Source organism: Actinomadura alba, assembly GCF_014323705.1.
In the GTDB taxonomy this organism is placed as follows: Bacteria; Actinomycetota; Actinomycetes; order Streptosporangiales; family Streptosporangiaceae; genus Actinomadura_C; species Actinomadura_C alba.
Genome location: NZ_JABVEC010000009.1, coordinates 126,748 through 141,190, shown reverse-complemented (window position 1 = coordinate 141,190; position 14,443 = coordinate 126,748). Strand labels below are relative to the sequence as shown.

Sequence of the window (14,443 nt, the reverse complement as noted above, 5' to 3'; positions counted from 1 at the left end):
ATGACCCACCCGCCCGGCCCGACGACGCAACGGCACATGCCTTGGCGGCGCAGGCCACACGAGCTCGGTGACCATCGGCGGGGAGCGGTTCTACTTGACCGCCAACGGCCGTGAAGGCGGAACCGTGGGCGAGGTTTTCATCCGATGGGGCAAGCAAGGCCAGACCTCCGCCGGACTGATGGACATCTACGCGGTCGCCCTGTCGGTCGGGTTGCAGCACGACGTCCCTCTGCTGGATCTGGTGAACTCGAGGGTGGCGCTGTGCGCCGCGACAGTTCGTCGTGGTGCCCGGTGATGGATGGTGTGGGTCCGATCGGTGTTTCAGCGTCCGGTGGTGCCGTCGATCAGCTCTCGCAGGATGTCGGCGTGTCCTGCGTGCCGTGCGGTTTCCTCGATCAGGTGGGCCAGTGTCCACCGCCGGGACGGCCCCGGGCGGCCGCGGCCGGCCGGGCGGGGCCCTGGTTCGGTGAGGTCGTCCCAGGAAGCGATCTCCTTGTTCGCTTCGGTGATGGTTTCTCGGTAGGTGGCGAGGATTGTGTCGGTGCTGTCATCTGGGGCGGGGTGGAATGTGGCTTGCCAGTCGGCCACGTCGTGGCCGAGCAGCCAGTGCCGTTCCACGTAGGTGAGGTGCTTGATCAGCCCGAGCAGGTTCGTCCCGGACGGCACGCCGGGGACGCGGGCCTGGGTTTCCGGCACCCCTTCGGCCTTGGCTGCGACGGCGGCGCGCAGGTAGTCGAGGAAGCGGATGAGCACGTCCCTCTCGCCGGGTCCGGTCGAGGGAGGCCCTGTGTCGCGTTTGCGCCTCGTGCTCATCGCCGTCCCTCCGGATCTGCTTGCGCTCGGCGAATGACCAGGACGTGGTCGACGACGGTGGCTGTGCGGCCTGCGGGGCCGGTGGCCTGCCGTTGCGGGGTGTCCGCGCGTTCGATTGACCATTCGGCAGAGTCGAGGGCCAGTTCCGTGGCCACTTCCCGGGGCGTCGGGTAGTGGAGGTTGGGGTCTTGGTTCCAGGACCACGGCGCGGTGGAGCCATGGTCGACGACGGCCAGCCGACCGCCTGGGTTCACCGCCTTCGCGGCGGTCCGCAGCACGCGTGTGCGGTCCAGGGCGAACGGTGTGTGCAGGTACTGCGCGGAAACCAGGTCGAAGGTTCCAGCGGGGAATTCTTCGGCGAGGTCGACGCAGAGCGCGGTGACGGGCACACCGGCTCGGCTTGCTCGCTGCTGGAGCGAGTGTACGGCTGACGCGGAGATGTCGACCGCGGTCACCCGCCAGCCCCGGCCGGCCAGCCAGAGAGCGTCTCCTCCTGCTCCGCAGCCGAGGTCCAGCGCGGTGCCCAGGGGCAGCAGTCCGGCAATCTCCGCCAGTCTTGGGTTCACCTTCGCGGCCGACGACTCGGCGGCGCGCCGGCTGTAGTGCTCGTCCCAGAAGCGGGCGGCTTGATTGTGAGTGGCCATGCTCTCCTCGCAGGATCGATTGCGCACCACCCTGGCGCCAAGCCACCGCGACTGGCACGAAAAATTGCCGCTATGGCAAGATCGGGCGTCATGGCGGAGGAGACGGACCAGGTGCTGAACGCGGTCGGCCCCCAGTTGCGCGCCCTGCGCAAGCAGCGCCGATTGACCCTGGCCGACGTGTCGACGGCGACCGGGACGTCGGAAAGCACCTTGTCACGGTTGGAAAGCGGCGGACGGCGGCCCACTCTGGAACTGCTGCTGCCGCTGGCCCGCGTGTACGGGGTGCCTCTCGACGACCTCGTCGGCGCTCCCCGAACGGGTGACCCACGGATCCACCTGCAGCCGATCCACCGCCACGGCATGACGTTCATCCCGCTCACCCGCCGCGCGGGCGGAGTGCAGGCATTCAAGATGCTCATCCCGAGCCGCCCGGAACCGGCGGAACCAACGCCGCAGACGCACGGCGGATACGAATGGGTGTACGTCCTCAATGGACGGCTCCGGCTGGTGGTCGGCGACCGCGACCTGGTCCTGTCACCCGGAGAGGCCGCCGAGTTCGACACCGCACTGCCGCACTGGCTCGGATCAGCCGACGGCCACCCTGTCGAAACACTCGTCCTCTTCGGACCGCAAGGCGAGCGAGCACACCTGCGAACACGCACCACCCGGTAGCGCACGACCCGGACCCGACCGGCTGACAGAGGTGTGATGGCGAGGACGACGCAGCTTCGTACGTACACGATCCGGGAGGGGCTGCTGGAGGAGTGGGCCGTCCCGGCGGGTCCTGGGCCGTACGACGTCGTCCGGGCCTTCCCCTGCCCGAGACGGCGAAGCGGGCGCGCCGTCCGCGCCATCCGACGGCGGTGAATTTCTCGTCGTGTAAGTGCGGCTATGCCGCGGTCTTCTTCATGAGCTCCACCAGGCTGGAGAAGCTGTCTGCGGCGTGGCCGGCGTCCATGCCGCGCCGGAAGAGGTCGGCGACCGCGGCCGGAAGGGAGGTGTCGACGCCCGAGTCGGCGTTGGTATGCAGGACGTGCTCGATGCTGGCCATCCCCATGGCCAGGCGGTCTACGTCGCCGAGGTGGTTGCCGGCATCGATGCGCTCGGCGTAGAAGGTGAAGAACCCGGGCAGCGAGTTCGCAGTGTCAGTGGCGTGCTGCAGGATGTCGGCCGCTGCCAGGCCGTTCGCGTGGGCGAGGGCGATCATCTGCCAGAAGCTCACCATGGGGGTCCACAACATGATCATGCCGATCTGGTAGAAGAGCGCGGCGAGTCCCGGGTCCTCCCCCCGGTAGTCGGTCCGGCCGGTCACGACTTCGAGCACGGTCCGGTGCTTCTCGAACGCCTCGCGCGGGCCGCTGTAGAAGGTGGACGATTCGGGTTGCCCGATGCCGGAGGGCGGTACGGTGACGCCGCCGGTGAGGTGCACGGCGCCACGCTGGGTCGCCCAGCGGGCAGCGGCCCGGGCCTGCTCGGGGGTGTCGGAGCTGAGATTGACCAGGACCCGGCCGGTCAGCGCCGTCGCGGCGGGCTTCAGCACGTCGTACATCGCCGAGTAGTCCGTGAGACTGAGGATCACCACCTCGTTGGCGGCGAGGGCCTTCTCGACACTCGGTGCGAGCACCGCGCCGCGGGCCACCAGGGCATCCGCGCGGGAAGCGGTGCGGTTCCACAGGGTGACCGCGTACCCACGGTCCAGGAAGGCCGTGGCCATCGCCTGGCCCATGGGGCCGAGTCCGATGACGGTGACCGACTGCTTGGTACTGCTGCTCATGCCGAGGCCTCCACCTAATCACTAAAACGAACGCTCTATCCAGAGCGGCATCGGAAACGTACCATAGCCCTGGAACGAACGCTCTACTCAGTTGCCCGGTACGGTGACCGCATGCAGACCAGCACCCGGGACCGGATCGTCGTCGCCGCAGCTCGCCTCCTGCAGCGGCAGGGTTACGTCGGCACGGGAATCAAGCAGATCGCCCAAGAGGCGCAGGCCACTCTCGGCTCCGTCTACCACTTCTTCCCCGGCGGCAAGGAGGCGGTCGCCGTGGCAGCGATCAAGCACGGCGGCGAGGATTTCGCGACGCTCCTCCGGAAGGCGCTGGAAAGCGAGGAGGACCCGGCGGAGGCGGTGAACGCCTGCGCCCGGCAGCTCGCCGAGGAACTGCGCGAGTCAGGCTGGATCGACGGCTGCCCACTCACCGCAGCGGCCCTGGAGACGCTCGGCACCGACTCAGAGATCCAGCAGGCGTGTGCGGAAGCACTGCGCAGCTGGGATCAGCTGGTCTCCGACAAGTTGCTGCGCTGCGGCTTCCGCACCCAGAGCGCCCGGGAACTGGCGACCACCATCATCAGTGCCTTGGAAGGTGCCGAAGTCAAGGCCCAGGTCGACCGCAGCGAGGAACCACTGCAGGCGGCGGGCCGGCAACTGGCCCGCCTGGTGCGCTCGTACGAGGTCGGCACCGGGGTAAGCGTGGACGGCGACGATGTCTGACGAGCGATGGGGCGCTTGTGGCGTCTGTTCCGTCTTGGTGAGTGTTTGAACCCAAATCGGGAAAATTCAGCGGTTACCGCCGCTGAATTTTACCTATGGCAACCGCCGGTAATATCTGCGGCAATCTCCGTGCCGCACGTTTGCGGCCATGAAGTACACACTGAACGCCGCAGTGACTGTGGGCGCAGTCGTCGCCGCGCTGCTCGCCCCAACCCACGCATACGCGGGCGCCCGCGCCGCCACCGGGCAGCCCGCGGTCGTGACCACGGACAACGAAACCCCGATTCTGTACGACGACGAGGCCGGCGGGAACGCCTCCGGTGACGACCCGGCCATCTGGGTCCACCCGGCGGACTCCCGAAAGTCGCTGGTGATCGTGACGGCCAAGGAGGGTGGCCTCCGCGTCTACGACAGGGGCTCGCGCGAGCTCCAGTCGCTGCCCGCCACCGAGGCGCCGCGGGTCGACACCGCAGTGGGTCGGTACAACAACGTCGACATCGCGTACGGCGTCAGCCTGGCGGGTCGCAAGGTCGACGTCGCCGTCGTCTCGGACCGCTACAACGACCAGATCCGGTTCTTCGTCATCGACTCGGCCGGCACGGCGGCGCGTACCCCGCTGACCGAGGTCACCGCGGCCGACCAGAGCTTCCTCTTCAACCCCGACCGTGAGGCCGTCGACGAGGAGCACACCGCGTACGGCCTCTCCATCTGGCAGCCGCGGGCCGGCGAGACGTACGCCGTCGTCACCCAGGAGGGGGCGACCACCATCGCGACCGCGCGGATCGTCGAGACCGGCGGCAAGCTCGGCTACACGGACATCCAGCGGCGCACCATGCCGGGCACCTTCCCGCTGCCGGACGGGACGACCTGGGTTCCCTGCGAGGAGCCGGGCGTCCTGCCGCAATTCGAGGGCGTCACGGTGGACCAGGCGTCGGGCGTGCTCTACGCCGCGCAGGAGGACGTCGGCCTGTGGCGGCTGCAGCTGCCGCTCGGCTCGGGCGGCCAGCCGAAGCTCCTCGACCGGGTCAAGGACTTCGGGATCCACGACGTCTTCGACAGCGAGACCGAGGAGTGCCAGCCGGTCGACCCGAACGCCAAGGGCTACGGCGGCAATCTGCTCTCCGCCGACGCCGAGGGCGTCGACATCTACTACGGGCCCGGCTCGACCGGGTACGTGCTCGTGTCGAGCCAGGGCGACGACACGTTCGCGGTCTACGAGCGCCAGGGCGCGAACCATGCGTTGGGGAGCTTCCAGGTCAAGGGCGTCGACGGCGTCGACGACATCAACGGTTCCGACGGGCTCGCCGTGACGAACCGCCCCGTCGGCGACCACCGGCAGGGCCTCCTCGTCACGCACGACGAGCCCGAGACCGGGCCTGACGTGGACACCGACCGCGATGCCACGAACTTCTCCTACGTCTCCTGGGGCTCCATCGCCCGCGCGATGTCCCTGACCGTCGACACCCGCGCCGGGAACGACCCGCGCTTCCGCTGAACCAGGTAACGAGGTTCACGAGACACCCCAGCAAGCCTCCACAAACCGGCCTCGAAGATCACGTAGCGCAACCGACCGAGATCAACTTCTCAAACACTCACTAGCCTTGATCCACCGAGCAGTCGCTGGTTCAGGGCCTGGACATGAAGACGCGGGTGCTCTCTGAGCCGGGATGATGGGACTTCCCACGGTTCCACATCCACGGAGCAAGAGAGCACCCGCGCGATTACAACCCCGCTCCGAAGCTCCAAGCCGACCGTTTTCAGCTCGAGGAACGCGGTCGTACCGGCGCCGTAGCCCGGCATGCACGGCAGCAGCTGTGCGATCTTGCCGCTGTACAGGCCCGCAGCGACCGGCTAACCGGCCAGACCTGACATGTACGGGGGGAGGCAAAATGATCCTTGAAGCCACGCCCCCGGAGGGTGTGGGTCCCGTCCGGATCGGCATGACCATCGATGCGGCGGAGGCGGCGCTGCGTACGATTCCCGGTTACCGGCCGCCCGCCGAGCAGGGCGTGCCGACCCGGGGAACCGCCCACTACGAGAGCGGCATGTCGATCGAGGTGGAGACCGCCCCGGGCGGGACCGTCGAAGCCGTCCAGGTACACCGGCCGTACGGTCCGGTCGCGGTCGAATATCGGGGCATCGACCTGTTGCGCACGCCTGCCGCTCAGGTCGTCGAGCGGCTCGGCGCACTGACCGAGTTGGAGGAGGACGAGGGCGGCCGTGGCTACACGGCGCTGGGGGTGCTCCTCGCGTTGTGGCGGCCCTTCGTCGAGGACGAGAATCCGGACGAGGAGCAGGGGTACTACTTCCAGTCCGTCCTGGTCGCCCGGCCCGGATACTACGACTGAATGCGGACACGACATCCGGCCTTCCCGCGGATCACGGCCGAGGCTGAGGCGACGGCGATGCCGCGCTGCACGAGCGGGCCTTTCTGTGGCTCGAACCCGGTCGGACCGCGAGATCGCTAGTCGACGTGTGGCTCCACTTTGTTCAGGCCGTGCTCGATGCGCCGACGTAGTGCCGGATGGATCTCGTAGGAGCCGAGGTCCGCTGGCGTCACCCAGTGCACTTCGGACGCCTCGTCCGTCGTGGTCGGGTGCCCGCCGGTCGGCCGGGCGTGCAAGCAGATGTTGACCGGTTGGCGGACCTCGATTGTCTTCTTGCCCTTGCGGTACTCGACGATGTGCTCGGGCGTGGTGAACACTCCGACCAGGCCGGTGATCTCGATGTCCACGCCGGTCTCTTCCTAGCATCTGGTCGTCGAAGGAGAAGACGCTCATCGCGATGTGATCGTCTCCGTAGCGGGCTTCGATGAGCCCGTGGCGTAGTCGGCAAGGACCTCAAGGGTACGAAGAAGGAATGCGAGCTCAGCCGACCGGAAGCTGCTGGTCGAGATCGTTTACGAAGGCACGTATCGTGGGTTCTCGGTGTGCCCGAGGGGCGAGGTCGACGCGGAGTTGCCGCAGCAGTCTGATGCTTCCAGTGGAGGTGACGCCGGGTAGGCGGGTGAGGGCGCTGCGCCCGGCGTTGATGGCTTGGGGGAGATCTCCCGCTTGTACGTGGGCGATCGCCAGCCAAGCACCGTGCCGTAGCGCCGATCGTTGGGGGATGTCGTGAAGGTCGGTGAAGGCTCTGTCGTACAGCAGTTGTTCTGCCTCGGCGAGAAGCGGCGTTCGGCGCGCAGGTATGCGCTGGGCGAGCATGACCAGACCGCGTCCGGCGATAGCGTCCAGTTCGGTTGGGCTGGCATAGCCGGCCCAGCGGGGGACATCGGCCGGCTGCTTGGCCATTGCCAACTTGGTGAGGCAGTGGTCGCGGCTGCGCCGAAAACCGGAGAGGTCTCCTGCTGAGGCGTAGGCGAGACCACTCCGGGCGGCGATGAGGGCCTGGACAACCGCGGGGGCCTGCGCAGCGGCTTGTTCGGCGGCCGAGGCGAGCTGGAGTGCGTCGTTCGTTTCGCGGCGGCTGGCGGCCTGGTTGCTCATCAAGCTGAGGATGCTGGCCGCCAAACCGTGGTCGTCTGCGGTGTGGGCGGCACGAAGCCCAATTAGGTACCAGCGTTGTGCTTCGCCGTCGCGTCCGGTGTCGTGGGCCATGAATCCGGCAGTCTGCGCGAACTGGGCGAGCGTGGCACAGAGCCGTCGACCCGTCTGGGCGTCGTAGCGGTCGTGGCGGAGCATCCGGGAGACCGCACGGAACTGGTCGACGACCCATCCGAGGGCGGATCCGCCGCCTTGCTGGTCATCGAGCTGCTGCGCACGGGCAACGGTGTCCTCTACCAGCGACATCACCGCATCGGAGACATGGCCGCTGTCTCGGGTGGCGGCTCCCAGGGCGGGGGAAGGTTCATCCAGCAGTCGCCAGGCATGGGCTGTGAGCGCCGTACCGGTGATCACGGCGAACCTACGCCGGGTCAGCATGTCTTCCTCCTCTCCCAGGACTTTCAGGAGCCCGGACTGATGCCAGGGTAGGTCCAGGCCATGATCAGCCGGAATCCGCGCCGGGTGCCTGTCGTCCGAGGGGCTTTGTGCCCCATCGGGAAGTCTGGCACCAGAAGGCAGGCTGAGCTGCTGGGGGAGTTACCTGGTAGACCTCAGACAGCATCCATGCGTGACGTTCCACCTCGTCCTGCTCATCATGGACAGGCGGCATCTCCCTGAAGCAACCTCCGTACGGACCAGACGGCACCTCCCAGTCGTCGAAGCTCTGACCATCGTGGCCGAACAACTCTTCCTCGTCCATGCGGAATGCGCGGCTGTACAGCAGGCGGTACTGCTCACCTGGTTTGTGTTCGCCGGCTTCCCATCCGCGGATCATGCGTTGAAGATCTTTGAGTTTGGGCAGGCGTTGTCTGATCCGCTCGGGTGCGACTTTCCGGAATTCCTCGGCCAGGTCCTCGACGACCAGACCACGGTCCTTGCGCTCTTTACGTAGCCGGGCGCCGAGGCGGGCCTTGTCATCGGCAGGCATGTCGCGTGCACCTCTCGCGGGATAACCGCGGATACGCAGTGCGCATCCGTCCTCATCTCTCCGTATCACGGTGACGTGCGGTATCCAGGGCCGATTCACTAGGCGTAACCGAATCGCCACTCCTCAATGTCGGAGACGTACGTGTATGCCAAACAATTGTGGGAGCCTCCCCGGCTCTTCTCATGGCAGGTGGCCACGCCGGATCTGGAGCGTGGTGGGTGCGGCGTGACGTCCGACCCAGCGGGCGCGATTCGGGCCGTCACGGAGGCGATTCACGCGATCGGCGGCACGGGCGGCGCCATTCAGAGCTGCCAACTCTCGTGGCTCGGCTGCTACTACCTGTACGGGCCCGTGGTCGCCCACGCCGAACGCGACGAGGCCAGCGGCACCATCGTGTGGCGCGATGAGCTGGACCATGCCGGCACGTCGGTCAGCGAGATGCCCCTCGCGGTGAGGGAGGCCATCGCCTGCCTGCCGGTCACCCAGAACTCCATCGAGTTCGAGTCCACGTCACATCAGACGGCGGCGGTCGATCTTCGGAACTACGGGGATCGGTAGCGGTGGGTGTGATGTGGCACATGACCGTGGGCGCGTCGGATGACGCGGACGGCGCGCCCGCTCAGGCGTCTCGGGCAGGGGAAGGCCCAGACGACGTCGTACGGCTCGACAGCCGCCGGAGCAAGGCCATCGAGCCGTACGACCCCACGCCGGCGCGGCGGCGCGGACGCCGCGGTCTTATGCCCCCGAAGACCGCTTCCCGCATCGCCGCGCCGGCCGATGGGGACCGCGGCCGTAGACGAACGATCCGTGACTGCTTGGCCGCAGTGCTGCTGGGCCGCGATCCCATCCACCCACGTAGCCAATGGTGAGCCGTGGCCGAACCGACGAACCCGGAGCTCACCGCCAGGCGGTTGCTCAAGACCAGCGAGGACGTCAACGTGAACATCCCGTACGAGCTGAACCTGCTCAGGAGTCGATTCCCGAGCATCCCTCTGTGGTTCGGCCAAGCGACCCGTCATTTCTGGGCCCTGGTGGACGACCGTCTGGTCGAGGCGAAGACTCCAGAGCAGCTCGCGAGCGCGATCACCGATACGAGGGTGTGGCCGCCGCGAGGAGAGCGCCTGGACAATGGTCCAGTCCGGCGATCATCGCCTTCCTCTGCCACCGGACCGTACGGCCCGGGGATCGCTGAGGTGGTTCGGCCGGCTGCCACACCTCATGCGCGGGGCGCCGTCACCTTTGCCGCTTCACTGGATGTCGGTCGGCGGCGCCAAAGGTTAGGGACCGCTAGGTCGCCGCTCGACATGAAGCCGATGAGGCGACGCACCGGATCATGGATGCAGCCCGTGGCGCCCAATGTGTGACACAGGCCGTTGCGGACCGTGGCGGACTTTGAGAACACGGAGCCCCGATCAGGTTGGCGTGGCAAAGCGCCGGTGGTGTGCCAGGAGACGGTATGCCCGAAAGCCACCGTTCACCGAGCAGATCCCGCAGATCCCCGCCCGCGCGGTTGACGTGCCGGTTGCGGTAGGCGGCCGGACGGCTCGCGCCACCGGCATGTATTGCGGGTCGCCGACGCCTGGAACGTTCGGATTCGTTACGGCCGCCGCTCGGCCCACGTGGTCCTGGGCCGAGCGAGTGCTCATAGGGCCGCCGCCGTGCTCGGATTTCTGATCGAACGGGCCGTGACACTCAATTCGCTAGAAGTTAATCTTCTTTACAATTCCTTCGTGGGAGGTTGGCATGCGTCGGTTGGTTCTGCTTGTCTTCCTACCCATCCCGTTCCTCGCGGCACCGGCCAACGCCGCAGTGACACCGCCCCAGGTCTACGGCTCCTGGCACTGTGGGGGACGACGCCTGTACCTGGGGCACTGTCCGCGACTTGGCCGAGTTCGACAGCAAAAACCGCTGGCTGATCGATCGCGGCGACGGCCGCCCATCGGTCAACCTTGTGGTGATCAGCTTCGTCCATCCCGTCAAGCTCTTGCATAAGACGACAGACGCCCAGACCCTCGACGGTGTGCCCCGCGGCATGACCGCGGATATCGTCAACTATTTCAAGAGCCGCAACGTCAGGGTAATGCTGTCCATCGGCGGCATCACCTACACCGACGCGTGGAACGCCGCGCTCGCCGAGAACGCCGCCCAGTTCGGCCGCAACGCCGCCGAAGTCGCCCAGCGACTCGGCGTCGGTATCGAGATCGACTACGAGGAGAACACCAACCCGAACTTGGCGGGTCTGCAGGCCTTCATCGATGCTTATCGCACCGTGCTGCCCTACGACTCGAGCGGAGCCAACCACTCCGCCCGGCTCACTATCGATCTGGCCGCAGGTGACCGCTGGCTGATCGACATCGGCCGCACCGCGACCGCCAACTGGCTCCGCGTCGACCGGCCGGTACTCGACTACGCCAATGCGATGGTGCCCGCCCGCCAGCCCAGCACCTCCAGCGCGATAGCCAACTGGCAGGAACACGTCGATGGGAAGCCGCAGTATTCACCGGCGTACCCGCCTCTGGCCCCCGCGAAGTTCACCGGCGGTCTCTACATCGCCGGGGGCACCAAGGTGCTGCCGGAATGCACTGATTTCGCCACCTCGCTCCAGAACAACACCGGCGGATTCGTGCAGACGGTCGCCCCGAATGGCGCCGGAACCAGCTCGGGCATGCTCGGTTACATGTTCTGGGCAGCCGAGCGTCCCTCCACGCGCGGCGTGACCACCGCACCTCCCAACAGCTGCGAGGGCGGCGTGGGCGGCGGCGCCACTGCCTACTCGATCCCGATTCCCATGTCGGCGCTCCGGCCGAGCTGAGTCTGATCCGCAGCGGTGAGTAGACGGCGTAGAGATCAACAGGACAGGTAAAGAAGGGAGACATGAGCGAGTATGTACAAGTTCAGACGGCCGTCCCTTCGCGCGAGGAAGGTATGCGGATTGCTCGATCAGCTGTAGAAGCCCGACTTGCCGCGTGCGCACAGGTGGTAGGCCCGATCACGAGCACGTACAGATGGAAAGGGGCGGTGCATGTAGACGAGGAGTACTTGCTCTTGCTCAAGACACCGGCCAGCAGGTACGCCGACCTCGAAAAGAACATCCACGAGCAGCACAGCTACGACGTGGCCGAGATCATTTCGGTGCCGGTCAATGCAGGTCTACGTGCTTACCTCACGTGGATGGATGAGGAGACAAAAGCTCCCGACGCGTAGCGTGGATGCCCTCCCGTAGCTCTCTGGATCGGATGCTGCCTTGTGGCTCAAGCGCGATGTCGAGCTCGGACAACCGGTTCATGGCGTACTTGGCTTGGCTGTGCCTGATTGCCTCTAGAGATCGCGCTCCAAACTCGATCCCTTCGCTGACGTCGCCGAGCGAGACCAGGGCGAGTCCGATGCTGGCGAGTATCCGACCTGTCTTCTTCTGGGCAGGATCATCGGCGAGCAGCGCAAGTTCATTGGCGTTCTCGTAGACCGTTGCCTCGTCGCGGAGATGGGTGGCAATGGTCATTCGCATGTGGTCGAGCCGAGGGGATTCTAGACACCTGGTCCAGGAGCGTTCACTGTGCGGCCTTGCGTCCGCCAGCATGTCCGTTGCCACCTCGATCATGTCCTTTGCCGACGAATCACCCGAGGCGGCCGCCTCCTCGGCTTCCCGTCCCATCAACCAGGCGCGCGTCGCCAAGTCACCTCGCTTGGGCAGGAGATGCTGGGCCGCGGCCAACTTCTGGCGGGCCTCGATGTGTGCGCCTGCTCCTCGGGCGCCGAAGCTTTGGTAGATCACGGAACAAGCCACGATGGCCTGATCGTCGGCCTCCTTGGCCGCCAGTTCAGCGACCCGGTACAACGCCGTGGCTCGTGCGAAGTCGTCGAGATCCCAGGCGACCCATGCGCCAAGGACAGCCGCTTCGCCGGCGGTCCTTGCAAGGCGCTTGCGGAGCCGATCCTGTGTACAGATCTCGAGGAGAGATGTGATCCCACTCAGGTGTGCGAGTATCGCGCGGAAGATCTGGTGGGCTGGGAGGACGAACTCCAGCCTGTGGAAGCCGATGGACCGCGCTTCCAGATGATTGACCATGTCCTCGTTGAGCCCGGACGGGCGATTCAGCGCGTGAGTAATCCGGTCGATGGGGTCCGCCACGCCTAGCGCAGGGGTAGCCGCGAGCGCTGCAGCTAACTGGAGGATCGCCCGACGATCCATGCGTTGATCGAGTCTCCCCATCGTCCATGCGAGCGCCATCAGGTCGAGTGGCGCCGGATCTCCGAGGTGTGGGTCGTCGCTACTGGAGGGGGATAGGTCCTGAGTGGCCGGGTCTCCGGCGAACAGGTCTTGCTCGTCCATGTCGAAAGCCCGGCAGTACAACAGGCGGTACTGCTCGCCCGGGTTGTGTTCGCCGGCTTCCCATCCACGGATCATGCGTTGTAGATCCCTGAGTCTGGGCAGGCGCTGTCTGATCCGCTCGGGCGCGACTTTTCGGAACTCCTCGGCCAGGTCCTCGACGACCAGGCCACGGTCCTTGCGCTCTCTACGTAGCCGGGCACCGAGACGGGCCTTGTCATCGGCAGGCATGTCGCGAGTACCTCCTGCGGATAGCGGTGGATACGCGTTGCGTATCCGTCCTCATCACTCAGTATCACGATGACGTGCGGTATCCGGGGTCGGTTCACTTGGAGTAACCGAATCACCATCCCCTGTCCTCAATGCCGGAGACGCAACGTGCACGCCAAACAATCGTGGGAACCTCCTCGGCTGTTCTCGTGGCAGGTGGTCACACGGGATGACCCTGAACGTGGCGCCTGCGGTGTGACCTCCGATCAGGCGAACGCGGTTGAGGGCGTAATGGCTGCGATGCACGCGATCGGCGGCACGTGTGGCGTCATTCAAAGCTGCCGGCTGTCGTGGCTCGGCTGTTACTACGTGTATGGGAGCGTGGTGGCCCGCGCCGAACGCGACCAGGTCAGCGGCGCCATCGTGTGGCGGGATGAGCAGCATCAGGACGGCACGCTGGTCAGCGAGATGGCCCTTGATGTGAGGGAAGCCATCGAGTGCATGCCCGTCGCACAGACCACAGCCGGCCTCGAGTCGCCGCCTCTGGATCGTGCGGCGGTCGACGTTCCAGATGCCGGGGGCCTGTAGCGGTGGGCGTGATGTGGCACATGACCGCGGGCGCGTCAGACGGCGCGCCCGGTACATCGTCTCGGGCAGGGGAAGGCCCGGACGTCGGCGTACGGCTCGACAGCCGCTGGAGCAAGGCCATCGAGCCGTACGACCCCACGCCGGCGCGGCGGTGCGGATGCCAGGGCCTTACACCCCCGGAGGCCGCTTCCCGCACCGCCGATGGCGGCCGCGGCCGTACGGGGAAGAACGTCCGCGACCGCCTGGCCGCCCTGCTGCTCGGCCGTGATCCCGTCCACCCACGTACTCAGTGGTGATCCGTGACCGAACCGATGAAACCGAAGCTCATCACCGAACGGTGACTCAAGACCAGCAAGGACCTCAACGTGAACATTCCGTATGAGCTGGACCTGCTCAGAAGGCGATTCCCGACCGTCACCCTGTGGTTCGGACATGTTCACCCGCCACTTCTGGGCCTTGATCGATGACGGTCTTGTCGAAGCGAAGACCCCACAGGAGCTGGCGAACGCGATCACCGATACGCAGGTGTGGCCGCCGCGAGAAGCACGCCCGGACCGCCGACAAGACCGCCGATCATCGGCTGCCGGTACCGCCGGGCCGTGGATCGCTTCGGTGCCTCAGTGCCCGGCAACGCCTCGCGCCCGAAGCGCAGCGGCCGTTGGGCACTCAGTGCGTTCGGACTCATGGCCGGAGAGCACCTGGTCAGGAGTAGGTGGAATCACATTGGCCAGCCGCCCTGCGCGTAGCCCTGTGACATGGGTTAGTGACTGAGCCGCGAGGTGGAAGAGACGCCGTCAGTGGCCCACGGTACTCTGCGTAGCTGCTGGAGCCGCCGTTGGTCAGTGTGGATGATCACGTGAGGACCCTGCGGTGGAAACAGGCCCGAACGACATATCTGGA

General features: G+C 66.6%; 18 protein-coding genes and 1 pseudogene. 12 read left to right on the top strand and 7 right to left on the bottom strand.

What is annotated here, in order from left to right:
* Positions 1–64: 64 nt before the first annotated feature.
* A pseudogene (locus tag HKK74_RS14320) lies at positions 65–295 on the top strand (TSCPD domain-containing protein); the annotation flags it as partial.
* A gap of 26 nt (positions 296–321) precedes the next feature.
* Here the strand turns inward: HKK74_RS14320 and HKK74_RS14315 are convergent.
* Positions 322–813, bottom strand: a complete 492-nt coding sequence (locus tag HKK74_RS14315) for a DinB family protein (RefSeq protein ID WP_187243687.1) — start codon at positions 811–813, stop codon at positions 322–324.
* Positions 810–1,457, bottom strand: a complete 648-nt coding sequence (locus HKK74_RS14310) for a class I SAM-dependent methyltransferase (protein WP_187243686.1) — start codon at positions 1,455–1,457, stop codon at positions 810–812. Before HKK74_RS14310 ends, HKK74_RS14315 begins: the two co-directional genes overlap by 4 nt.
* 90 nt (positions 1,458–1,547) lie before the next feature.
* On the opposite strand from HKK74_RS14310, the gene HKK74_RS14305 reads away from it, so the two are divergent.
* Both HKK74_RS14305 and HKK74_RS14300 read left to right on the top strand, forming a co-directional pair.
* Positions 1,548–2,129 (top strand): helix-turn-helix domain-containing protein, encoded by a 582-nt coding sequence (locus HKK74_RS14305; protein ID WP_187243685.1) that lies wholly within the window; start codon positions 1,548–1,550, stop codon positions 2,127–2,129.
* Between the two features lie 36 nt (positions 2,130–2,165).
* Complete coding sequence (locus HKK74_RS14300) at positions 2,166–2,324, top strand: hypothetical protein (RefSeq protein WP_187243684.1); 159 nt, start codon at positions 2,166–2,168, stop codon at positions 2,322–2,324.
* Positions 2,325–2,346: 22 nt separating this feature from the next.
* Here the strand turns inward: HKK74_RS14300 and HKK74_RS14295 are convergent, their stop codons facing one another.
* Positions 2,347–3,231 (bottom strand): NAD(P)-dependent oxidoreductase, encoded by an 885-nt coding sequence (locus HKK74_RS14295; protein ID WP_187243683.1) that lies wholly within the window; start codon positions 3,229–3,231, stop codon positions 2,347–2,349.
* A 111-nt stretch (positions 3,232–3,342) separates the two neighbouring features.
* On the opposite strand from HKK74_RS14295, the gene HKK74_RS14290 reads away from it, so the two are divergent.
* From HKK74_RS14290 to HKK74_RS14280, 3 genes are all read left to right on the top strand, one after another.
* Positions 3,343–3,948 carry a TetR/AcrR family transcriptional regulator gene (locus HKK74_RS14290; protein WP_187243682.1) on the top strand — a complete coding sequence of 202 codons (606 nt, stop codon included), beginning with the start codon at positions 3,343–3,345 and terminating at the stop codon, positions 3,946–3,948.
* A 148-nt stretch (positions 3,949–4,096) separates the two neighbouring features.
* Complete coding sequence (locus tag HKK74_RS14285) at positions 4,097–5,443, top strand: phytase (RefSeq protein WP_187243681.1); 1,347 nt, start codon at positions 4,097–4,099, stop codon at positions 5,441–5,443.
* A 394-nt stretch (positions 5,444–5,837) separates the two neighbouring features.
* Positions 5,838–6,296 (top strand): hypothetical protein, encoded by a 459-nt coding sequence (locus HKK74_RS14280; RefSeq protein WP_187243680.1) that lies wholly within the window; start codon positions 5,838–5,840, stop codon positions 6,294–6,296.
* 116 nt (positions 6,297–6,412) lie between these two features.
* Here HKK74_RS14280 and HKK74_RS14275 read toward each other — a convergent pair whose 3' ends face one another.
* The 3 genes from HKK74_RS14275 to HKK74_RS14265 form a co-directional block, all read right to left on the bottom strand.
* Entirely contained in the window at positions 6,413–6,682 is a 270-nt protein-coding gene (locus HKK74_RS14275; RefSeq protein WP_187243679.1) for an NUDIX hydrolase, read from the bottom strand.
* 133 nt (positions 6,683–6,815) lie between these two features.
* On the bottom strand, positions 6,816–7,886 hold the full coding sequence (locus HKK74_RS14270) for an NsdA family TPR-like regulatory protein (RefSeq protein WP_486303391.1): 1,071 nt from the start codon (positions 7,884–7,886) through the stop codon (positions 6,816–6,818).
* Positions 7,887–7,932: 46 nt separating this feature from the next.
* A complete protein-coding gene (locus HKK74_RS14265) occupies positions 7,933–8,418 on the bottom strand; it encodes a helix-turn-helix domain-containing protein (protein WP_187243677.1) in 486 nt (161 codons plus the stop codon).
* Positions 8,419–8,643: 225 nt separating this feature from the next.
* On the opposite strand from HKK74_RS14265, the gene HKK74_RS14260 reads away from it, so the two are divergent.
* The 4 genes from HKK74_RS14260 to cutA all read left to right on the top strand — a co-directional run bounded on the left by HKK74_RS14260 (position 8,644) and on the right by cutA (position 11,622).
* Positions 8,644–8,976 (top strand): hypothetical protein, encoded by a 333-nt coding sequence (locus tag HKK74_RS14260; RefSeq protein WP_187243676.1) that lies wholly within the window; start codon positions 8,644–8,646, stop codon positions 8,974–8,976.
* Between the two features lie 314 nt (positions 8,977–9,290).
* A complete protein-coding gene (locus HKK74_RS14255) occupies positions 9,291–9,782 on the top strand; it encodes a YuzB family protein (protein WP_187243675.1) in 492 nt (163 codons plus the stop codon).
* 518 nt (positions 9,783–10,300) lie between these two features.
* On the top strand, positions 10,301–11,230 hold the full coding sequence (locus HKK74_RS14250) for a glycoside hydrolase family 18 protein (RefSeq protein ID WP_222722258.1): 930 nt from the start codon (positions 10,301–10,303) through the stop codon (positions 11,228–11,230).
* Positions 11,231–11,292: 62 nt separating this feature from the next.
* Positions 11,293–11,622, top strand: coding sequence for a divalent-cation tolerance protein CutA (cutA, locus tag HKK74_RS14245; protein ID WP_187243674.1), 330 nt, complete (start codon positions 11,293–11,295; stop codon positions 11,620–11,622).
* Here cutA and HKK74_RS14240 read toward each other — a convergent pair.
* Entirely contained in the window at positions 11,582–12,976 is a 1,395-nt protein-coding gene (locus HKK74_RS14240; protein ID WP_187243673.1) for an NsdA family TPR-like regulatory protein, read from the bottom strand. The two genes, cutA and HKK74_RS14240, sit on opposite strands and share 41 nt — an antisense overlap.
* Before the next feature lie 234 nt (positions 12,977–13,210).
* On the opposite strand from HKK74_RS14240, the gene HKK74_RS14235 reads away from it, so the two are divergent.
* Both HKK74_RS14235 and HKK74_RS14230 read left to right on the top strand, forming a co-directional pair.
* Positions 13,211–13,543 carry a hypothetical protein gene (locus tag HKK74_RS14235; protein WP_187243672.1) on the top strand — a complete coding sequence of 111 codons (333 nt, stop codon included), beginning with the start codon at positions 13,211–13,213 and terminating at the stop codon, positions 13,541–13,543.
* 11 nt (positions 13,544–13,554) lie between these two features.
* A complete protein-coding gene (locus HKK74_RS14230) occupies positions 13,555–13,839 on the top strand; it encodes a hypothetical protein (protein ID WP_187243671.1) in 285 nt (94 codons plus the stop codon).
* Positions 13,840–14,443 lie beyond the last annotated feature (604 nt).